Origin of the sequence: Haliea sp. (assembly GCF_040221975.1) — a bacterium.
GTDB lineage: Bacteria > Pseudomonadota > Gammaproteobacteria > Pseudomonadales > Halieaceae > Haliea.
In genome coordinates, this window is the sequence record NZ_JAVJWR010000031.1 from 275,918 (window position 1) to 296,863 (window position 20,946).

Sequence of the window (20,946 nt, forward strand, 5' to 3'; positions counted from 1 at the left end):
CCGTTGGTACACTTCGGGGAAGGGTCAGGCCCGCATGCAATGCGGGCCGAAGTGCCTGTATACTACCCAGCTTTTTTGCAAACCGCGAACAGGTGTGACCGTGCCCACAGCCCCAACGACTTTCCAGGATCTGATTCTCACCCTGCAACAATTCTGGGCAGGGCAGGGCTGCGTGGTCCTGCAGCCTCTGGACATGGAAGTCGGCGCCGGCACCTTTCATCCCGCCACGTTCCTCCGCGCCATCGGCCCGGAGAGCTGGAACGCCGCCTATGTACAACCCAGCCGCCGGCCCACCGACGGACGCTACGGCGAGAACCCCAACCGCCTGCAGCACTACTACCAGTTCCAGGTGGTGATGAAGCCGTCCCCGGCGGAGTTCCAGGACCTGTACCTGCAATCCCTGCAGGCCCTGGGTATCGACAGCGCGGTGCACGATATTCGCTTCGTCGAGGACAACTGGGAGTCGCCCACCCTCGGCGCCTGGGGCCTGGGCTGGGAAGTGTGGCTCAACGGCATGGAAGTGACCCAGTTCACCTATTTCCAGCAGGCCGGCGGCCTGGAGTGCTATCCGGTCACCGGCGAGATTACCTACGGCCTGGAGCGTATCGCCATGTACCTGCAGGCGGTGGACAGCATCTACGACCTGGTCTGGGCCCGTGGCCCTTCGGGCACGGTCACCTACGGCGATGTCTACCACCAGAACGAGGTGGAGATGTCGCGCTACAACTTCGAGGAGGCGGATACCGACTGGCTGTTCGCCCAGTTCGACTACTGTGAGCGCGAGGCCCTGCGCCTGATCGAACTGAACCTGCCCCTGCCGGCCTACGAGATGGTGATGAAGGCGTCCCACACCTTTAACCTGCTGGATGCGCGCCACGCCATTTCGGTCACCGAGCGCCAGCGCTACATTCTGCGGGTTCGCACCCTGGCGCGGGGCGTAGCACAGGCCTATTTCGATGCCCGGGCGGCGCTCGGTTTCCCCATGGCCGAGGAACACCTGCGGCAGGAAGTCCTGGCGACAGCGAGCAAGGAGGCAAGCGCGTGAGCAATACCGAGACCCTGCTGGTAGAACTGGGAACCGAAGAGCTCCCGCCCCGGTCCCTGCAAGCCCTGGGACTGGCCTTCCGCGACGGCATCGTCGCCGGCCTTGGCCAGCGGCAGCTGCGGCACGGCGAAGTGGAATGGTTTGCCGCCCCCCGGCGCCTGGCGGTGTTGATCCGCGATGTCACCCTGCAGGCGCCGGATCGGGAGCAGGAAATTCAGGGCCCCCCGGCCGACAAGGCCCGGGACGAACGCGGCGAGTGGACGCCGGCGGCCCTCGGCTTTGCCCGCAAGCAGGGCCTGGAGCCGGAAGCGCTGTCCGTCGTGGACACCCCCAAGGGCCCGCGCCTGTGTCTGCGCAATACCGTTCGCGGCGCCGCGGCCCGCGACTGCCTGAACGACATCATCCACGACAGCATTCGCGATCTGCCGATTGCCAAGCGCATGCGCTGGGGCGCCTCCCGGGTCGAGTTCGTGCGCCCGGTGCACTGGGTGGTCGCCATGCTCGGCAGCGACTGCGACCACGGCGAAATCCTGGGCCTGGCCACCGGCAACACCACCCGCGGCCACCGTTTCCACAGCAGCGGCACCATTACCCTGCAACGGCCGGAAGACTATGCCAGCGCTCTCGCCGAGGCCCATGTCATCGCCGGCTTCGAGGAGCGTCGGGAGATGATTCGCGCGCAGGTGGAGGTGGAGGCCAGCGCACTCAAGGCCACCGCGGTCATCGACCCGGACCTGCTGGATGAAGTTACCGGGCTGGTCGAGTGGCCCGTCGCCCTGACCGGCAATTTCGAGGAGCGCTTCCTGGCGGTGCCCGCGGAAGCTTTGATCTCCTCAATGAAGGAGCACCAGAAATATTTCCATCTGGTGGACGACAAGGGTCGTCTGCTGCCGCACTTCATCACCATCTGCAATATCGAGAGCAGCGACCCGATCCAGGTCATTCGCGGCAATGAACGGGTCATCCGGCCGCGCCTGAGTGACGCTGCATTCTTCTTCGAAACCGACAAGAAGCGGCCGCTGCACACCCGGGTCGATGGCCTGCGCAATATCGTGTTCCAGCAAAAACTGGGGACGGTATACGACAAGTCGCGGCGGATTTCCGCGCTGGCAGGCAAACTGGCAGGCATGCTGGGCGGGCCCGTGGCGGCCGCCGAGCGCGCCGGCCTGCTCTGCAAGGCTGACCTCGGTACCGAGATGGTCCTCGAGTTTGCCGATATGCAGGGGATAGCGGGCGCTTACTACGCACGGCACGACGGCGAACCCGATGGCATTGCAGACGCCATGGAGCAGCAGTACTGGCCGCGCTTCGCCGGCGATCGTCTGCCCGAGAACCCGACTGCCGTTGCCGTCGGCCTGGCCGATCGGCTGGACACCCTGGTCGGCATCTTCGGCATCGGCCAGCCGCCCACCGGCTCCAGGGATCCCTTTGCCTTGCGCCGGGCCTCACTCGCCGTGCTGCGCATCCTGGTGGAGAAGTCGCTGGACCTGGATCTGCGCGACTGCCTGCGTCTCGCCGTCGCGGGCTACGCCGGCAAGGCCCTGGCCCCGGGCACCGGCGAGCAGGTGCTGGCCTACATGCTGGAGAGATTCCGCGCCTGGTACGAGGAGGAGTCCATCCCGGTCGAGGTGTTCCGCGCCGTCAGCGCCAACAGTCCCAGCCGGCCGCTGGACATCCAGCGCCGGGTCCACGCGGTGCACGCCTTCAGTCAACTGCCTGAGGCCGCCGCGCTGGCGGCAGCGAACAAGCGGGTCAGCAACATTCTGGACAAGCTTGATGCCGACTTCGAGTTCGGTGAGGTTGATGCCCGGCTACTGCAGGATCCCGCGGAACAGGCGTTGGCGACGCGCATGACGGAACTGGCGACCGTCAGCAGCGGCCATCTGCAACACGGTGCCTATGCCGAAGCGCTGAGCTGTCTGGCCGAACTACAGGCTCCTGTCGACGCCTTTTTCGAGCACGTCATGGTAAACACGGAAGATGACGCCCTGCGCAGCAACCGGCTCAATCTGCTCTACACCCTGCGGCAAACGTTCCTGCAGGTTGCGGATATCTCCCAACTGGTCGTTGCCCGCTGAGCCGCTGGCCGCGCCGATGCGATACACTGGTACCCTGCCAGGCAGGGTACTGACGGCGAGGTACAGGAGACAGCATGCCAGAAATCCCGATTCCGGTTATCGACCCGTCCTGGATTCTCCCCGCAGCAACCCTGGTCGCGGGTCTGGCGCTGGGCGCAGCCGCGGCGCTGGTGATGCGGCTGCGCCAACTGCAGCAGCAAAACAGCGAACAGGCACAGCGGCTGATACAGCTCGGCAACCGGCACCAGGCCCTGCGCAGCGAGTACGACCGGCTGCTGGCACGCCAGCGCGAGCACGAGCGCCAGCACAAGGCACAGCTGCAGCTGCTCACGGAAAACCGCACGCAACTGAAGCTGGAGTTCGAAAACCTGGCCAACCGCATCTTTGAAGCCCGGGGCAGGCAGTTCAATGACAGCAGTCGGGCAACGCTGAACGATCTCCTGCAGCCCTTTCGCGAGCAGATCACCAGCTTTCAGCAGCGCATTGACCAGGTTCACTCGGAATCACTGAAAGGTCACGCCCTGCTGGAAGGAGAGCTGCGCAAGGTGCTGGATGTGGGGCTGCAGATGAGCTCGCAGGCCAGCAACCTGGCCAGCGCCCTGAAAGGCGACAACAAGACCACCGGCAACTGGGGCGAGGCACAGCTGGAGCGGACTCTGGAACTGGCCGGGCTGGTCGCAGGCGAGCACTATGAGACCCAGGCCGCCTTTCGCGATGAAGAGGGCAGGCGGCGGCTGCCGGATGTACTGATCAAACTGCCCGACAACCGCCACCTGGTCATCGACAGCAAGGTATCGCTGGTGGATTACGAGCGGGCGGTCGCCGCGGAATCGGAAGAGCAGCGCCTTGCGCTGCTGGAGGCCCACGTCCGTGCCGTGCGCCAGCATCTCGACGACCTGGCAGGGAAGGCCTACGCCAACCTGCCGGGCCTGGGCAGCCCCGATTTCGTGCTCATGTTCATGCCGGTGGAACCCGCCTGGATCGAGGCCATGCGGCACAATCGCGAGCTGTTCAATTACGGCTACCAGCGCGGCGTGGTACTGGTGTCACACACTACCCTGATGCCCGTGCTGCGCACCGTGGCCAACCTCTGGATCGTGGAACGCAGCAACCGGGAAGCCCGGGAAATCAGCCGCAGCGCCGGCGACCTCTACAACCAGGTCTGCACCGTGGCGGAGCGCCTGCAGCGCCTCGGCAATACCCTGCAGGCGGCTGCCAATCACTACAACAGTACCGTCATCAGCTTGAGCGGCAAGCAGGGTCTCGCCGGCAAGGTCGACCGTTTCCAGCAGTTATCCACCGCTACCAGCAAGAACATGCCCGCGCTCGAACCCCTGCACCTCGATATTGATACCGATCGTCTCGCGTTCGCTACCGAAGCTGCGGGAGAGGACCCAGCTGCGTCGGCGGAGGGTTCCTCCGGTTGAGTCTCAGGCGGCGTCGTCTGCCGGCCGGCGACGACCATCGCAGGCGACCATGCGGATGGTACGCTGGCAGGTCTCCAGCCAGGTGGCGGCGGGCTCCGTTTTCAGCACCCGCACGCAACCCCGGTCGGTGACGCAGGCAATACTGGTTTTGTTCGGAGTCCAATCGCCTTCGGAGAGACGCGGTTTGCGCTTGCTGTAAAACCACAGTCCACGACGATCCTGCATGACGTAGTGTGCGTCTTCGGGCAAAAATACCTTGCGCCCGTCGATAACAGCAAAGACCTCCAGGTCCTGGCTCTGGCTGCGCCCCAGCACAGCGGTTGGTGTGATGGTCAACATGACGGCCCCCTTGAATTGCCGAATTCCGTTCCCTGTCTGAACGACAGTGACGACAGTTAAGGCCAGCGCTGGAGCGCTGACAATCGGGTGCCAAGTGTTTTTCGGCAGAGATTCACGGGAGGCCACTCCAGGCGGCCATTTTTTTACAGGTAAGCGGATATTGGCGCCGGATTTCGCCCCCATCCTGCCAGAATTTTACCGGGAGAGCTGCGCGGGCCCGGCCGCGAGGCTCGCCTGCAGGGCGCCGAGATCCGGTATCACACAGATATCTCCCCCCAGCGCAAAGACCGCCAGGGCGTCGGCCGTGACGATGTCACCCGCTGTCGGCTCGGCGAGATCGGACTCCGTCAACGGCAGGTATGCCAGACTGCGATCGCGCAGGCCCAGCGCCCAGTAGTCGCCTGCCAGTTCCCCCAGAGCCCGTATCACCGCATGGGGGCCGTTGCTCTGCTCCGCTGGCGCCGGTGGATATACCGGCAATTCGCGACCGCGCCAGCGCAGACGTCCCGAGCGTACTTCACCGTCAACCAGAACTTCGGCGACGCTGTTCAGGGGAACCGCCCAGGTGTCCCCGTTACTGCATGGCAACAGCACGCAAGGCACGCTGGAATCGGTGGTCAATGGCTCCATGTCAGGGCATTTGCAGGGAATGGCCGGTGAGCTGCGCGATCTGTTCTACCAGCAGGGGAAAATTGAAGGGTTTGCCCATGTAGCCGCTACAGCCGGCCTGTTCCGCCAGCGCGCGGTGCTTGGGACCGGTACGCGAGGTGACCATGATCACTGGAATCGACTGCAGCCGCTCCGAGCGGCGAATCTCGCGCAAGGTCTGGATACCATCTTTCACCGGCATTTCAATATCCAGCAGGATGACGTCCGGCAGTCGATGGGAACTGGCCAGCAGCTCCATCGCGGCGAGGCCGTTTTCAGCGGTGATTGTCTCCAGGCCCAGACCCTGCAATTGGCTGGTGGCGACCATGCGCTGAGTGCGGGAGTCATCGACCACCATCACCAGCAGATTGACATCGGCTACCGGCTCCAGCGCCAGTGAGACCAGCCCCTGGCGCGGCTCGCTGTTCACCAGCAGGTTGAGGTTCAGGGCCACTATCGCGCGACCGTCGGCACTGGTGGTGCCCCCGGCCACCCAGGGCAGATTTGCGAACTGGCTGCCGAGGGAGCGTATTACCAGCTCCAGGGCCTGCTCGACCCGATCGACCGCAATTGCCATGTAGCGCTGTTCGCTGCCGGCGATGATGACCGGTACCGTGGCCCCCCAATGGTCCCGGTCGGGCAGGGGGCTGCCAGAGCACAAGGCCCCCAGGTAGGAAGGTTCACAGCGCCGGCCCAGCAGGGGCAGCTGGGCACGCTGTTCCACCGCTTCCAGAAACTCCGCCGCCGGAACATGTTCGACACCGATCAAGCCATCGAAGGGGATCGCGTAGGCCGTATCCGCGACTGTGACCAGGAGGGCGCCGTTGACGCTGATATTGGAGGGGATGCGAATCCTGAAGGTGCTGCCGCGGCCGGGCCGGGACTCAATCTCGATATCGCCACCGATGCGTTGCAATTCACCGAGCACGATATCCATGCCGACGCCACGCCCGGAGATCTCGCTGACCACCGCCGCGGTAGAGAAACCGCGATGGAATATCAGGCGCTGTGCTTCCCGGTCGGTGAGGCTGTCGGGATCCAGGTCCAGGCCTTTCTTGCGGGCCTGCTCCCGCATCCGCTGGGGATCGATGCCGCGGCCGTCATCGCTCAGGGAAATAACGTAGTCCGAGCCCTGCTTGCGGACATCGATACTGATAACGCCGGTGTCGGGCTTGCCGGCAGCGACGCGCTCGCCGGGGGCTTCGATACCGTGGTCGAGCGCGTTGCGCACCATGTGCTCGAGTATGATCTGGCAGCAGGCGTGACTGTCCCGGTCCAGCTTGCCGGCCTCGTTCACGACCCGGAAGATCACGGCCTTGCCCAGCTCGGCACTGACGGTGCGAACGATACGACGCAGGCCTGGCATCAAGCGGGACACTGGCACCACCCGAGCCGCGCGAATGGAAGACCCCAGGGTACCGACCATGCCCGCCTGCTGCTTCAACAGCACTTCCGCGGCTGAGGTGTGGCGGCTGGCAAGGCGGGCCAGCTCATCGAGATCGTCCACCGCCTCACGCAGGATACTGGCTGCCTCGTGCATGTCGGAGTACTGGTCCATTTCCAGCGCATCGAGATTGCTGCTGGGCGGGCCGCCATGGGCTGTTACGCTGAGCAGGGCGCGGTCGGATATCCTGCCGATGTGGGTCCGCAGGGAGCCGAGACGACCCAACAACTCGCCGGTGGCACGCTTGCTCTGCAGAGTGCTCTGCGAGGCACGCACACCGAGCTTCTGCACTTCATTGCCGAGGTTGAGGAGGTAGTCCAGGGCGTCGGGGCTGATGCGTATGGTTTGCTGGGCGCCCAAAGCCTGGGCGCCCGCATCGGCAATCTGTTTATCGTCGCGACGATCACTTGCTGCCAGCGGTTGCAGCTGCGGAGCCGCTGGCGCGGTAGCTCCGGGTGCAGGGGCACCACCCTGTGTCGGCAATTCGCTGGCAACGTCAATGCGGGAAGCCTGGATATGGTCGTATCCCCGCACCGCGGCATCCAGCCACCCATTGACGATACGGAAGAACTGCTGCTCGTCGCCCGGCGGGCAGGGGAGACGATCCAGCAGCGTCTCGAAATTGTGCATCAGCGTGCCGTAGCGCTGCAGGCCAACACCCTTGGCGATGCCCTTGAGCGTATGCAGAACCCGGGACACCGTCTTCGGAGCCTCAACTCCGGCGGAATCCCGCTCCCAGGCGCCGATGGCGTCCTCCAGCTTTTCCAGCTCCATGCCTGCTTCCTCGATAAACGCATCGAGGAAGTCCTGGAACAGTTCGCTGCCGCCGCGGGTGCTGAAGTTGAACGTGATGTCACTTGGCACACACCAGGACAGGTCTGCGGCTGCGGCCGCCGTGGCTACCGGCTCCGGGGCCGCGGTTTCGATCTGGAAGATCGCCGGCGCAGGTTCGGGTTCGGGTTCGGGTTCGGGTTCGGGTTCGGGCACAGGTTCGGGCACAGGTTCGGGCACAGGTTCGAGCACAGGTTCCGGCACAGGCTCAAGCACAGGCTCAAGCTCAAGCTCAGGCTCAGGCTCAGGCTCAGGCTCAAGCCCGGGTCCGGGCTCCCCGGCCAGGGTCGACGTCGGACTTTCGCTGGCAGGGGGCGCTTCGTTGCTGCCGGCCCGGGAACCCGCAGCGGCGACGGCAGCGGCCAACTCCGCTTCCTGATCAACCGCATCCGCATACAGCATCACCGGTGGCGGTCCCAGGTTCAGCAGGTCAACACCCTCCAGGTGGCTGAGGTCGGTTTCCCGGGTGCCCCGGCTATCTGCGTGTACATGGCGCACGGCGATGAATTCATGCCTGCTGCCCTCCAGCCTGGGCTCGCCGTCGCGCTGCTGATTGCCGTAGATTCCCGGGGAATCATCGACCGAGGTCAGGACAATTTCTTCATCAATGAAGTCTGCCAGGTCATCTGCCACTGCGCCCCCCAGCATGTGGCGCGAGCCAAGATGAACCTCCTCTTCGGTCAGTGTCGCGCTGGTTCTCTGCAGGCGGTCGCGGGCCAGGGCAAAGACCTTCTCCTCCGGCTCATCCAGACGCCGGGCCAGCAGCCAGTGCAATGCGTGCTCTCCCCACTGCTCCACCAGCTCCTGGGCCCAGGGCTCTGCCAAAATCGCGTCGGGCGTCGAATCCACGTCTGTCCCCTCCATCTGCGCCGCCTCTACCGCAAACCAGCACAACGGCTGCGAAGGCCGCGCACAGTAGCTTCATTGAAGTCACCGGCACCACCGCAAGTGGCTACCAGTTCAGGCAGGGCAGCGACAAGCTCGCGCAGCAGCGCAGGTAGTTCGGTGGCAACCGGCTCCGGACTTTCCAGCACCCGGTCCAGCATGTCCTGCACATCGCGTCCGAGCTCTGCCAGGGTGTAGAGGCCCACGGCATTGCCGTTGCCCTTGAAGGTGTGGAAGTGACGGCGAATCTCCCGCAGCTGCTCGTCCTTCACGGCGCCAGCCGCCCACGCAGGTACCACGGCCTGCAAGCGCTCGATGATCTGCGCCGACTCTTCCAGAAAGACTTGCCGAAACTCCTCCGGGATATTTTCCCCCGTCGACACGGCTGCCTCCGGCGCTTCACCCTGCGCCGGAGCCGGCAGGTCCGTTTGCGGCGCTGCCGGGGTTGCCGCGGCAAGCCGGGACGCATGCTGTTCCGCTGTCTCCAACAACACCAGGGGGTCCACCACCGGATCCAGCAGGCGCCTCTCCAGGTAGAGAGTGAGCCATACCAAAGCGTCAGCCAGGCTGCGCAACTGCGCCGTATCCACAGCTGCTTCACCACTGCTGCTCGCGCCCCGCAGCCAGTCAAGACAGGCGGCCACCACCGTGGTTTCCCGAACCAGACGGGCAAATGCCAGAGCCTCCACGATTCCCGCCAATGTCTCGCAACAGGCGGTCAGGGTTTGCGGGTCCCGGGACTGCTGCAACTGGTCCTGGATCTGGGTCAACTGCTCGCAGGTGGTCGCAACCAGTCCTTCAAGGTGGTCAAACGCCTGTACTTCGGGCGGGATGAAACCGTTGTGGCGGAGCCTCTTGGAGAGTGCTATCTCGGTGTCAACCATCGCCCTGGCGATCGTCATGACCACCTGCGTGCCGCGCCGCTCATTGTCGCTGAAGCGACCGCTGAACAGCTGCTGCAGCAGGTCGCTGGCAGCTTGCATATCCTCCGCATGATCGATCTCTTCCGCCGCTATCAGGCGCAGGCGGATATCCTCGATAACCGCGGCAGCATCGGCCAGCGGTTCGGAGCGGCCCGCAATGGCCGCCAGAAGATCTGTGGCCTGCAGCCGATCCACCAGGCCGTTGAGCATGGAGCGTGCACCCTCCAGCGCGGCGATCAGGGCGTCGTTGTGGATAAGACCCCGCTCGGCGTTGTCGAGTGTGCTGTCGTCGATGCCAAAAACCTGCCAGATGTGGCCAACGTACAGGGGCCGGGCCCGGCAGGAAGCCATGTAGTAGAGCATTTGCTGCAGGTAGCTGTCGTAGTCCATCGCGGGATCCGCGGCACTGCCGTGTTCACGCGCATACTTGATCATGAACGCGCCGGCCTTGAAGATCTGCGCCACGCATTCATCCGGTTCCACCAGCTCGGCGGCAATAGCCTCACACAGTCCAACCAGCAGGAGCCAGAACCTCTCCTGCACTGTGCCGCGGAAAAGGCTGTGCATCTTGTGTGCGATGCGTGCGACGGTACGCACGCTGTCCAGGTTCTGGTTGGGGCCGAGGACAGATTTTGCGCCCTGCAGGTAGGGTGCCAGCAATACAGCCGCACTGCGACGAATGGTTTCGGCAACGAGCTCCGGGGCGCCGCTACTGATGCCACACCCCTCCGGCAACGGCATGTAGAAGAAGAGTGCCCGCGGCCGCACACGCTCACCCTCCCAGCGGCGGAGGTTGTTGACGCAGGGTTCCAGACCCCTGCCCGTGTCGATACGTACTCGCTGGACATGGTCCAGATAGGCCGGCAGCGTCTTGATGGCCCGCATCAACCCGCCCATGGTCAAGTTGCGGCGCTCGGCAACCACCTGCTCGCGCAGCAGCCGCAGGAAACCGCGCTCCAACTCCAGTGCCAGCATTTCTGCCTTGTGCAACCTGAGCGCACCCAGAGCCGCGGTGATGTGGTGCACAGCCCACAGGGATTCCAGCAGCGGCTGTTTGCCGGTGGTGTCCCGACTGTACCCGATCAGGCCGGCTTCCACCTGCTCGATCGACACCAACAGCGGCGGTAACAGGCTGCGCAGCCCGATAATATCAATGGACCCGGCAGCTGGCCGGGATGGCAACTGCTCAGACATCCGTGACGCTGCCCGCAGTTGCAGAACCGTGGCCATCTATCCGGAATCTGGCCAGACTGCGCCCCAGGGTGGAGAGCGTCTGCTGCAGGGCCACGACTCCCTGCTGCACCAGATCGGCGCTGTCACTGAGACCGCGATTCTGCTCCCGGACACTGTCGAGCAGGGCGTTCATCCTGCGCACGGCTTCAGCAGATTGCACTGTTGTGGTGCCCATGGAATCGACCATGTCCAGCATTTTTCCGGCACCCCGGCTTATGTCCTCGAGCACACCATCTATACGCTCAACGAAATCGAGGACGGTCACCACAGCCCCCACCGTGTGTTCAAGGCTGTTGAGGTTTTCCGCCGAGAGGTTCTGCAGCAGGCGGACTTCGCTGGTAATCTTGCGCCCTTCTTCCTCTGCCTCCCGCAGCAGGTCACCGATGGCCTCGGCGATACCCAGGAACGGCCTGCCGGCTTCGCCGGCGCGCTCAGCCTCGATCCGGGTATTGATCGCGACCACGGATATCTTGGTATTCAGGGACTGGATGTACTCTGCCGCCGTGGTGACCGACTGGATCAGCTCGCCCTGGCGCTTGGCTGATTTCGACGTCCCCTGGATCGATTCGCGCACATCCGAGGAAGCCCTGGACATCTCTGCAGCAAGGCCCTGCCCCCGGTTCACCAGCTGGCGATGCTGGGTCATTGCCTCCCGGGCCTGCTGGCTTACCGTAGTCAAATTGTCGGCACCGCGCAGATCCTGCGCCAGGGATGTACTCGCGTCCTGCAGCTCACGGGCCAGGACTGCACTGAGCTCGCTGCCGCTGCCGCTGCTCTTGCCGAGTTTGTGCAACTCGGTCACCAGTCCTTCAAAGGGACTGCGAATATTGGCCACCAGCTCGCGCTGACGTTCAAGCGCCGTATTGAGCTGCTCTGCAATGACTGCCGTCGCTGGCGAATCACTGCTCGCAACCCCGGTGAGGTCACCCTCGGCGAGCCGGCCCAGGGCATTGGTGATGCCCGCAGAGGCAGCCGCGCCACCCGCGTTGCCCCGGGCCTGCCACAGCAAGAAGCCGACGACCACCAGCAACAGCACCAGCACCGCGATCACCAGCAGCAGCAGCCCGCGCGCACCGGAGGCATCGGCAACACTGCCCAGCGCGATCGCCAGGCCGGCAATACAGCCCAGCAATCCAACTCCGAGAGCGGCAAGGCCCACAGCCGGGGGAAGGGAGGGAGATGTCTGGCTCATTGTGCTGAATCCTCGGCAATGGCTTCCGGCCGTGCAGCCGTGTCTGAAAGTGCGCTGTCTGTTGCCAGCCGGGTGACATCGAGCAGTCCCAAAAAACGTTCACCCTGCCAGAAACCGCCGTCACAGCATGTTGCAAGGGGGCCATCCAGGCTGGTCTCGGGGTCACGCTGTTCCATGAGCAGGGTGATATTGCCCTCTACCCGGCTCAGCGTAATGCCGGCGTGAAACCCGGGCCGCTTGATGACCAGGCAGTACTCCCGCCGTCGTCCCGGGGACAGGCGTTGGCCGAACAGACTGTCACCACAATAAATCGGCAACAGTTCACCGTGGTGACTGGCAATGCCCAGTACCCAATTGCGGGTACCGGGGATCAACGTCAGGGCAGGGACGGCAATCACCGCTTCCAGATCGCCGGCCGCAATCAGCAGCGGTGTGCCGGCAATCTCGACAAGCGCTCCACGCCAGTACTCTGGCTCAGGCGATGCCGGGGGCAGGGCAGATCCGGTGCTGGCATAACGTGCCTGCAGGTCCCGCAGCACGGCAAAGGCGGCCGTCATTTATGCCACCTCACTCGCCCGCGTATTCTCGTAGATAAGCTGGCGCAGAACAGGATCCGGGGGAATCTTGCTGACATGGGCCGTGGCGCCCCGGGCCTGGCCCCGGGCGATATCGAATACCCCATCCGATGATGACAGCAGGACCACCGGCAGGTCGCGGGTATCCTCACCATGACGGATCAGGCTGCAGGTCTGGTAGCCATCCAGTTCCGGCATGCTGATATCCAGAAACACGATGTCAGGCCTGAACCGTCGCAACAGCGCCAGTGCCCTGTAACCGTCTTCCGCAGTTTCGACCTCACAGCCCATCTGCTTCAGAGTGTGCGACATCATCATGCGGATGGTTTTGGCGTCATCGACAATCGCGACGCGAATGCCGCTGATGTCCTGGTCTTCTGACTGTTCGCTCATTATCGTCCTCGTCCCTTGGCGCAGGTGACAGTATTTTAGTAGTCGAGCTGGGTCTGCAAGTACTATTTGCCATTTTCCCGAATTGCACGCAAGGCGCCGATTCAGGGTTCCGTGGGGAATAGCACGCTGCGGAACGGCTCCATATGCCCCGCCTGAAAGTCCTGCCACTCGTAAATGTTGAACTGTTGCATCAACTGCAGGCAACGCTGAAACACCCGCTCGGCGTCGTAGCTGGCAGGGGAAATCTCGTATCGCTCCGTGAGCCGGGCAAAAATCCGCGCGGCAATATCCCGACGGCCGGGGTCTTCGCGGTACAGCAGGTGCTCCACGGGAGAGGCAACCAGGGGCGAGCCATAGACCAGGAACGCCTCCCAGCGCTGCGGATCATGACCGGATCCCAGCCGCGAGACCAGCAATCGCACCAGCGCCTGCAGCTCTGGGCGCGGAGGCAGACGATCCTGTTGCAGCCAGCGCCGCACCTCCGCCTCCTTCCACTCCGGATTGATGGCAAGCACACCCAGCACGCGCCCTTCAATGCGCGAGGGTACGATCGCAGCCAGATCCAACAGCAGGTTGAGACGGGCCGAGAAACCCAGTGGCTCCAGTTCCACTGCCGCGAGCAGTTCACGGTACTCCGCAGCCAACTGCGCGGGACTCGGGCTAGCGCCGGTGGATGCTTCGGAATCAGCTTCAGACATGGGCAACTACCTGCTCGGCGGGCGCGATCATTGCCTGCCATTCGCGCAGGCGCCTGCCATAGGTGGGCCGCGACACTCCCAGTATCCGGGCCCGCAACTCCACCGTGGCAACGTCGCGATGGCTTTCGAGGAGCTGCAACAAAAGGCCCTGTCCGGCAAGCAACGGGCTCGGCCCCGCGCTGCCGAGCCCACGCACCCAATCCGCCACCAGCCTCGCGGGTTCCTGCCACAGCGGGCAGCCATCGCGCGACGCTTGACGGCTGCTGATGGCCTGCAGCCAGCGGCCGATATTGCGACGGCTGGTCTGCAGAAAATTGGCACTGGCGGCATGCTGCCCACGATACCGCAGCAGCGTCGCGAGGACGATTTCGTCTTCCAGCCAGGTGCCCAGGGGCAGGGGTGTCTGCGCCAGCAACAGCTGGTTCACCCGTTCGGCCAGTACCAGCTCCAGTTCTTCGCGGGCACTGGGACTATAGCCATCGCTGGCGGCGGCGTCGCCGGCAAAAGTGCGCAGTGGTGGCTCCAGGCTACCACTGCTCGCCCGGTCACCCAGATAGAGCCGGAGATCCACCGGCGTCAGCCAATCCCCTCCCGGCTTCTGCTCCAGGGCCCTCACCACCCGCTGGCGAATTTCACTGATATTGCCGTGCCAGGGATGCTGGCGCATGGCCTGCTCTGCTTCCGGCGTAAAACCCTTGATCGTTATATTCCGGCTGGCACATTCCTGGGACAGAATCTTGTGGGCCCAGCGCAGAATCGCCCGCTGGCGGTGACGCATTGGCGGCACCCGAATCGGGTAGGCTGCAAACACGCTCGCCAGTTTGCGCTGCAATACCCCTGCGGCCACCAGCGCCTGCAGGCTGTCTGGAAACAGCGCCACGAAACGCACCGCTGGCAGGTACGCGGGTTTTTCCGTGTCCGCAAGGAGCCGGGTTGCCATTTGCCGCGCCAGCTTCAGCTGGGCATCGGTGCTCATCAGCTGCGGTGACTTCAAAACCAGGGTTTTCCCCGCGCCCGCCAGCAGGGCCTGGCGAATGCGGCGGTTGGCATCATCCCGGCCGCGGAATTCGCGGCAGTCAATCGCGACCAGGGTATCGGCGCCGCCACCGGCCTGGGCGTGAAGGATACGGGCGATGTACATCTTGCCGGTGCCGCGGGCACCGATGATGGCGACCGGAGTCTCGGTGCGCGCCAGGAACGCAGCCTGGTCGACCGCCCCCTCCATGTTGTCGAGGACATAGCCGTCCAGCTTGTCTCCGGTTTTCAGCAAGTGTCTACCCGCACTTGGAGTCTGCGCAGTTCAGGCAGGTCATGCAGCCATCCAGCAGGACCACCGCGCGAGTGCTGCACTTGTAGCAAAGGCTGGCGCCCGGCGGAAACGGCGAGTCATCGTTCTCCGGAGATTCCGCTCCAGCGGGCTCCATACTGTCCCCACTGCCTGCGAGTTCACGGCGTTTCTGGTCGATGAATTTCTGCTGGTGCTCGTCCAGCTTCGACTCTATCAGGCCTATGTGCTTCATGTGATCTTCGATCGCGTAGCCGATTTCCGCGACGATCGAGGGCATGAACACGCCGCCCTTCTTGAAGTAGCCGCCGCGCGGGTCGAACACCGCTTTCAACTCTTCAACCAGGAAGGTGGCATCGCCACCCTTGCGGAAGACTGCCGAGATCAGCCGGGTCAGCGCCACCACCCACTGGAAGTGTTCCATGTTCTTGGAGTTGATGAAGACCTCGAAAGGACGCCGCAACTCGTGCTCGGTACCCTCGTTGAGAATCACATCGTTCACCGTGATGTAGAGGGCATGCTCCGACATCGGCGTCTTTACTTTATAGGTCGAGCCCACCAGCCGTTCAGGCCGCTGGAAGGCTTCGTGCATGTGCACCACATTGCTGGCGGGGACCGCGTCCTGCTCACCGGCTACCGGCTCCGGGGTGGCGCCCTGCTGCAGCACCTTGTAGCTGACAATCTTGCTGCCAATTCTTACCGTCATTGCTCTCTCCGGGCTCAGAACTTGCCGTAATAGCCTTCTTTCAGTGCATCGAACAGGTTCGCCGCCGTGTGCATCTCACCGTCGTATTCCACTTCCTGGTTGCCCTTGAGTTCCACTACGGAACCATCCTCGAGGGTAAACTGGTATACCGTGTTTTCCAGGTCCTGCTCCTTCACCAGTACGCCCTGGAAGGCCTCCGGGTTGAAGCGGAAGGTAGTGCAACCCTTGAGGCCCTTGGCGTGGGCATAGAGATAGATATCCTTGAAATCCTCGAAGGGGTAATCCGTGGGTACATTGGCGGTCTTGGAAATGGAGGAGTCCACCCACTTCTGGGCGGCCGCCTGGATATCCACGTGCTGTTTGGGGCTCACGCTGTCGGCGACGATGAAATAGTCCGGCAGCTTTTCTTCTTCGCGTTCGCTATAGGGCATCGCCCGGGGATTCACCAGGCTGCGGTAGGCCAGCAACTCGAAGGAAAATACATCGACCTTCTCCTTGCTCTTGCGGCCCTCGCGAATCACATTGCGCGCGTAGTGGTGAGCGAAGCTGGGCTCGATGCCGTTGCTGGCGTTATTGGCCAGCGAAAGGGAGATGGTGCCGGTGGGGGCGATGGATGAATGATGGGTGAAGCGGGAGCCTTTGGCTGCCAGCTCGGCCACCAGTTCCGGTGCAACCTCCGCCACCCGCTGCATATAGCGGCTGTAGCGCGCGTGCAGGACCTTGCCGGGGAGGCGGTCGCCGACGCTGACGCCGTCCCGCGCCATTTCCGGTCGCGCGGCCAGCATTTCCGGGGTCACCTCGAACAGCTCCTCCATGATCGGCGCCGGCCCCTTCTCCTCGGCCAGGGCAATGCCCTGCTGCCAGCCTACCAGGGCCATTTCCCGGGACACTTCCTCGGTGAACTCCACCGAGGCCTCGTCGCCATAGCACATGCCGAGCATGGTGATGGTGGAGCCCAGACCCAGGAAGCCCATGCCGTGGCGGCGCTTGTGGAGGATTTCGTGGCGCTGCTGCTCCAGCGGCAGACCGTTGATTTCCACCACGTTGTCGAGCATGCGGGTGAACACGGCGACCACCTCGCGGTAGCGGTCCCAGTCGAAGCGGGCCTTGTCGGTAAAGGGATCCAGCACCAGCCGGGTGAGGTTGATGGAGCCCAGCAGGCAGCTGCCGTAGGGGGGGAGGGGCTGTTCGCCACAGTTGTGCGCGTGCAGACCATTGCCGTCGAATGTATTGATGCCGGGAACCTGCACATCGTAGACGTCCTCGACGCCGTCCGGTTCGACAGAGACTACCGTGGCCACAAACCGCTCCCGGTTCAGGCTGCGGGAATAACCCGCCAACGCGGCGTCCAGTCGCGCCTGCTTGGTGGTATCGGCAAACCCTATGCGCTCGGCATATCCAACCAGGTTGGCGCCACTGATGACCAATTCGTGTTGTGCACGGGTGGCATAGGTCGCTCTGCCCCCACGGCCGTCGGGCAGCAGCGCTGCACCGGCCTTGCGCCGCTCGCGGTACAGCGTCGAGTTGATGCCCAGGCGCAGCAACATTCGCTGTGCCGCTTCGAGGGTCGCCATATCGGACAGGGCAAGACGCACGCTGACGCCTTTCTCCTGCGAGCCCTGCACCGATCCGTCGGCATCGAACAGCCCCCGCAGCAGGCCGCAGTGGAATTCGCTGGAGGACGCCTCCGCCTGCGGGGTGATGGTCTTTTTCCCCGGCGCCATGCCCAGGCCGAGCGCCAGCTGGCGCAGGGCGCCGGTGGCCAGGCGGTATTCGTCGCGCCCGGCCACTTTTTGCCAGCCGGCGAAGTCTGCACGATGTGGCAGGCTGCGTACGGCCGCCAGCGCCGCCGCCATAACACCCTCGACACCGTCTGCAGCACCACCCTCGTTCACCGCCAGGGGCCGCGGCCAGACAGATAGTACCGCCTTGTCTGCCTTCAGCGTGCCATCGCCAAGCAGCAGGCCGATAAGATAGCCTTCATCCCGGGACCAGGCTCCCTGCCACTCCGCACCGCTGCGATGGTCGTTGAGCAACACCTGGTCGCCAGCGACGAGCGCGCTGGCCTCACACCACTCGGTTTCCAGGCGCCAGCGGGTCAGGGCCGACACCCGCCGCACGCGATGGTCAGCGGTAAGCCGCAGCGCAGGGCCTTCGCGAGTCTGCAGCCGCAGCACGGGTTTGGTTGCCGTGCGAAAGAAGCCTTCAGCGCCTGTGGCATGGTCGCGTCCATCCACACGGGCGCAGAAGGGCTGGCCGATCAGGTCCGCAACCTGCCGCGGACCGTCGGCAGTCTGGACCCAGGTATCGGCGGTCACGCAAGGATTCGTCGCGCGGATGTTCTCCAGCCACCAGTTGTTGTTCATCTGGTTGACCCGGTCGATGAGGATAAAACCCGGCTCGGCAAAATCGTAGGTGGAGGCCATGATCATGTCCCACAGCCTGCGCGCCGGCACTGTCTTGTAGACCCGGCAGGCAACCTCGCCGCGTTCATTGCTGACATAGCCGCGGGTGACCGGGAACGCCCGCCAGAGCACCAGCGGGTCGTTGGCCAGGTCCATGCCCGATTCCTCTACTTCCCTGGCGGTCACCGGGAAGCTCAGCGACCAGTCCGCGTCGCTCTTCACGGCCTCAATGAATTCGTCGGTGATCAGCAGGCTCAGGTTGAACTGCCGCAGGCGGCCGTCTTCGCGCTTGGCGCGAATGAAGTCCATGACATCCGGGTGATGGATGTCAAAGGTGCCCATCTGGGCGCCGCGGCGCCCGCCGGCCGAGGACACGGTGAAACACATCTTGTCGTAGATATCCATGAACGACAGCGGCCCGGAGGTATAGGCGCCGGCGCCGCTGACGTAGGCGCCCCGTGGCCGCAGGGTGGAGAATTCATAGCCAATGCCACAGCCGGCCTTGAGGGTCATGCCGGCCTCGTGGTTCTTCTGCAGGATGTCGTCCATGGAATCGGTGATGGTACCCGAGACCGTGCAGTTGATGGTCGAGGTGGACGGTTTCCAGGCCTCGGCACCGGCGTTGGAAATGATCCGGCCCGCGGGCAGGGCGCCGTGCTGCAGGGCCCAGAGGAAACGCTGGTACCACTGCTTGCGGGCGCTGTCGGTTTCCTCGACCTCGGACAGGGCGCGGGCGACCCGTTTCAGGGTGTCCGCGATATCGCGATCAACCGGCTTGCCGGCGCGATCCTGGAGGCGATATTTCCGGTCCCAGATATCCAGCGAAGCATCCTGCAGGCCAATATCGACTACCGTGTGCAAAGCCTTGACGACTTCCCCCATGACTCTTGCTCCCGTGACCTGCAGACCCGTCCTAGTGTGCGCGAAGGTCCCCGCCGGTGGCAAGCCGGACAACCACATACCGGGCGTTTTTTGCCCTGGGCCTACCAGATATTGTGTCAGGGCCGGCCGCGGTAACACCGGCGCCCGATATTGCCATGCGCAGGATCAAGAAAACGCCCAACCCGCTGACCGCTGCGATGCCTCCGGCGGCTCTGGTTTACCCGCCCAAGCCAGTTGCCGGTTTCCTCAGCGCGCCTGGGGCGGTGGAGTTCAATTGCGCAGGAATCTGCTTCATCATCGGCACACCGGGATCAACAGGGAACGCCAGTGGGACTTAGAGGACAGGCAGCCATCGTTGGCTGCGCTCAGTACAAACCCGAGAAATACGCGACCGCGCCGCGGATGTTTCATCTGCAGCAGATTGCCGATCTCGCGGGCCAGGCGCTGGCGGACGCCGGCCTGGGGTTGCAGGACCTGGATGGCCTGGCAGTCAACGGCGCCCATTTCAACGAGGCTTCGGCGTTCGTGCCGGCGGTAGTCGCAGAGTACCTCGGGATCAGGCTCGGCTTCGCCGAAGTCGTCGATCTCGGCGGCACCAGCGCGGTGGCCATGGCCTGGCGCGCCGCCGCAGCGATCGAGCTGGGGCTGTGCCGGGCCGTGCTCTGCGTGCTGCCCGCGCGCCTGGCACCCGAGGATCCCGATGCAGACCCAGCCGCCCGCGCCCGGGCCATGCGCTTCGGCGCCCACAGCAACCAGTACGGCGCACCCGAAGCCGAGTTCGACATCCCCTATGGCCACGTCGGCCAGAATACCGGCTATGCCATGATTGCCCAGCAGTATGGCCATCGCCATGGCTACGACCCGGTCGCCATGGCCACAATCGCGGTTGCCCAACGCAGCAACGCACAGGTCAACCCCGAGGCGCTGTTCCATGGCCAGCCGCTGACCATCGACGACGTACTGGCAAGCAAGCTGGTGGCGGATCCGTTGCGTTTGCTGGAAATCGTCATGCCGGTGGCCGGGGGCGCGGCCTTCATTGTTGCCAGCAGCGATGTCGCCCGCAACTGCCCGCAGCGGCCGGTGGTTATTCGCGGCTGCGGCGAGCAACTGGATTTCAAGTCGCCGAGTTACGCACGGGACATGACCGTCACCCCGATCGCGGCTGCGGCCCGGCGCGCCTTTGCCATGTCCGGCCTGCGGCCCGCCGACATGCACATGGCCCAGATCTATGACTGCTATACCATCACCGTGTTGCTGAGTCTGGAAGATGCCGGCTTTTGCGGCAAGGGCGAGGGCATGGCGTTTATTCGCGAGCACGACCTGACCTGGCGGGGAGATTTCCCGCTGAATACCCACGGTGGGCAGCTGTCGTTCGGGCAGGCGGGCACCGCCGGGGGCATGTCGCAGCTGATAGAGGCGGTCACCCAGATCCGCGGTCAAGCCGGCGATCGGCAGCTGCCAGTGCACGACACCGCCTTCGTTTCCGGCACCGGGGGGGTCATGAGCGAGCAGGGCGCCCTGGTCCTGGCAGGAGCGTGATCATGCAGCAACCGGTACCCCGCCCGACCGCCATCAGCAAGCCGTTCTGGGACGGCCTGCGGGATCGGCGTATCCTCGTTCCCCACTGCGACCACTGCGGCAGCTGGGTCTTTTGCCCACGCCTGCATTGCCCACGCTGCTGCTCCACCGCGCTGACCTGGAAAGAGATTTCAGGGCAAGCCAGCCTCTGCAGTTTCACCCTGGCACGCGTTCCCACCCTGGCCGAGTTCGCGCAGCCGGCACCACAGAACCTGGCGATTGTGACCCTGGCGGAGGGTTTCAACATGAACAGCGCGCTGGTCGGGGTGGAACCGAGTGCCATGCGCATCGGCATGGCATTGCGGCCGGTATTCGATGTGATCGACGACAGCGGCGCAACGCGCCTTTTGTTTACTGCTGCAGACGCCTGACGCGGAGC

General features: G+C 64.2%; 16 protein-coding genes. 5 read left to right on the forward strand and 11 right to left on the reverse strand.

Annotated features, from left to right (window positions below; all coding sequences use genetic code 11):
- The first annotated feature begins 100 nt into the window (after positions 1-100).
- The 3 genes from glyQ to RLO07_RS14230 all read left to right on the forward strand — a co-directional run bounded on the left by glyQ (position 101) and on the right by RLO07_RS14230 (position 4,550).
- Positions 101-1,045 (forward strand): glycine--tRNA ligase subunit alpha, encoded by a 945-nt coding sequence (glyQ, locus tag RLO07_RS14220; RefSeq protein WP_462292793.1) that lies wholly within the window; start codon positions 101-103, stop codon positions 1,043-1,045.
- Entirely contained in the window at positions 1,042-3,123 is a 2,082-nt protein-coding gene (gene glyS / locus RLO07_RS14225) for a glycine--tRNA ligase subunit beta (RefSeq protein ID WP_462292794.1), read from the forward strand. The genes glyQ and glyS overlap by 4 nt, the downstream gene beginning before the upstream one ends.
- Positions 3,124-3,197: 74 nt before the next feature.
- Entirely contained in the window at positions 3,198-4,550 is a 1,353-nt protein-coding gene (locus tag RLO07_RS14230) for a DNA recombination protein RmuC (RefSeq protein WP_462292795.1), read from the forward strand.
- A gap of 3 nt (positions 4,551-4,553) precedes the next feature.
- On the opposite strand, the gene RLO07_RS14235 is transcribed toward RLO07_RS14230, so the two are convergent.
- The 11 genes from RLO07_RS14235 to RLO07_RS14285 form a co-directional block, all read right to left on the reverse strand.
- On the reverse strand, positions 4,554-4,889 hold the full coding sequence (locus RLO07_RS14235; RefSeq protein WP_462292796.1) for a hypothetical protein: 336 nt from the start codon (positions 4,887-4,889) through the stop codon (positions 4,554-4,556).
- Positions 4,890-5,084: 195 nt separating this feature from the next.
- Positions 5,085-5,519 carry a hypothetical protein gene (locus tag RLO07_RS14240; RefSeq protein ID WP_462292797.1) on the reverse strand — a complete coding sequence of 145 codons (435 nt, stop codon included), beginning with the start codon at positions 5,517-5,519 and terminating at the stop codon, positions 5,085-5,087.
- Position 5,520: 1 nt separating this feature from the next.
- A complete protein-coding gene (locus RLO07_RS14245) occupies positions 5,521-8,661 on the reverse strand; it encodes a hybrid sensor histidine kinase/response regulator (protein WP_462292798.1) in 3,141 nt (1,046 codons plus the stop codon).
- A 26-nt stretch (positions 8,662-8,687) separates the two neighbouring features.
- Positions 8,688-10,814, reverse strand: coding sequence for an Hpt domain-containing protein (locus RLO07_RS14250; RefSeq protein WP_462292799.1), 2,127 nt, complete (start codon positions 10,812-10,814; stop codon positions 8,688-8,690).
- Complete coding sequence (locus RLO07_RS14255; protein WP_462292800.1) at positions 10,807-12,045, reverse strand: methyl-accepting chemotaxis protein; 1,239 nt, start codon at positions 12,043-12,045, stop codon at positions 10,807-10,809. The genes RLO07_RS14250 and RLO07_RS14255 overlap by 8 nt, the downstream gene beginning before the upstream one ends.
- A complete protein-coding gene (locus RLO07_RS14260) occupies positions 12,042-12,602 on the reverse strand; it encodes a chemotaxis protein CheW (RefSeq protein ID WP_462292801.1) in 561 nt (186 codons plus the stop codon). Before RLO07_RS14260 ends, RLO07_RS14255 begins: the two co-directional genes overlap by 4 nt.
- On the reverse strand, positions 12,603-13,013 hold the full coding sequence (locus tag RLO07_RS14265) for a response regulator (protein WP_462292802.1): 411 nt from the start codon (positions 13,011-13,013) through the stop codon (positions 12,603-12,605).
- A gap of 101 nt (positions 13,014-13,114) precedes the next feature.
- Positions 13,115-13,711: a hypothetical protein gene (locus RLO07_RS14270; RefSeq protein ID WP_462292803.1), complete on the reverse strand. Its 597-nt coding sequence runs from the start codon at positions 13,709-13,711 to the stop codon at positions 13,115-13,117.
- A complete protein-coding gene (locus tag RLO07_RS14275) occupies positions 13,704-14,981 on the reverse strand; it encodes an AAA-type ATPase lid domain-containing protein (protein WP_462292804.1) in 1,278 nt (425 codons plus the stop codon). Before RLO07_RS14275 ends, RLO07_RS14270 begins: the two co-directional genes overlap by 8 nt.
- Positions 14,982-14,985: 4 nt before the next feature.
- Positions 14,986-15,702 (reverse strand): TSCPD domain-containing protein, encoded by a 717-nt coding sequence (locus tag RLO07_RS14280; protein WP_462292805.1) that lies wholly within the window; start codon positions 15,700-15,702, stop codon positions 14,986-14,988.
- Positions 15,703-15,716: 14 nt separating this feature from the next.
- Positions 15,717-18,989 carry an LAGLIDADG family homing endonuclease gene (locus RLO07_RS14285; protein WP_462292806.1) on the reverse strand — a complete coding sequence of 1,091 codons (3,273 nt, stop codon included), beginning with the start codon at positions 18,987-18,989 and terminating at the stop codon, positions 15,717-15,719.
- A gap of 327 nt (positions 18,990-19,316) precedes the next feature.
- Between RLO07_RS14285 and RLO07_RS14290 the strand changes: the two genes are divergently transcribed.
- Together RLO07_RS14290 and RLO07_RS14295 are read left to right on the forward strand one after the other, a co-directional pair.
- Entirely contained in the window at positions 19,317-20,528 is a 1,212-nt protein-coding gene (locus RLO07_RS14290; protein ID WP_462292807.1) for a thiolase family protein, read from the forward strand.
- Positions 20,529-20,530: 2 nt separating this feature from the next.
- On the forward strand, positions 20,531-20,938 hold the full coding sequence (locus RLO07_RS14295; protein ID WP_462292808.1) for a Zn-ribbon domain-containing OB-fold protein: 408 nt from the start codon (positions 20,531-20,533) through the stop codon (positions 20,936-20,938).
- Positions 20,939-20,946: the final 8 nt, after the last annotated feature.

Excerpts from the sequence above, each read along its gene's own strand:
- RLO07_RS14230 (WP_462292795.1), top strand. The coding sequence starts at position 3,198 with ATGCCAGAAATCCCGATTCCGGTTATCGACCCGTCCTGGATTCTCCCC.
- RLO07_RS14235 (WP_462292796.1), bottom strand. The coding sequence starts at position 4,889 with ATGTTGACCATCACACCAACCGCTGTGCTGGGGCGCAGCCAGAGCCAG.
- RLO07_RS14240 (WP_462292797.1), bottom strand. The coding sequence starts at position 5,519 with ATGGAGCCATTGACCACCGATTCCAGCGTGCCTTGCGTGCTGTTGCCA.
- RLO07_RS14250 (WP_462292799.1), bottom strand. The coding sequence starts at position 10,814 with ATGTCTGAGCAGTTGCCATCCCGGCCAGCTGCCGGGTCCATTGATATT.
- RLO07_RS14255 (WP_462292800.1), bottom strand. The coding sequence starts at position 12,045 with ATGAGCCAGACATCTCCCTCCCTTCCCCCGGCTGTGGGCCTTGCCGCT.
- RLO07_RS14260 (WP_462292801.1), bottom strand. The coding sequence starts at position 12,602 with ATGACGGCCGCCTTTGCCGTGCTGCGGGACCTGCAGGCACGTTATGCC.
- RLO07_RS14265 (WP_462292802.1), bottom strand. The coding sequence starts at position 13,013 with ATGAGCGAACAGTCAGAAGACCAGGACATCAGCGGCATTCGCGTCGCG.
- RLO07_RS14270 (WP_462292803.1), bottom strand. The coding sequence starts at position 13,711 with ATGTCTGAAGCTGATTCCGAAGCATCCACCGGCGCTAGCCCGAGTCCC.
- RLO07_RS14280 (WP_462292805.1), bottom strand. The coding sequence starts at position 15,702 with ATGACGGTAAGAATTGGCAGCAAGATTGTCAGCTACAAGGTGCTGCAG.
- RLO07_RS14285 (WP_462292806.1), bottom strand. The coding sequence starts at position 18,989 with ATGGGGGAAGTCGTCAAGGCTTTGCACACGGTAGTCGATATTGGCCTG.
- RLO07_RS14295 (WP_462292808.1), top strand. The coding sequence starts at position 20,531 with ATGCAGCAACCGGTACCCCGCCCGACCGCCATCAGCAAGCCGTTCTGG.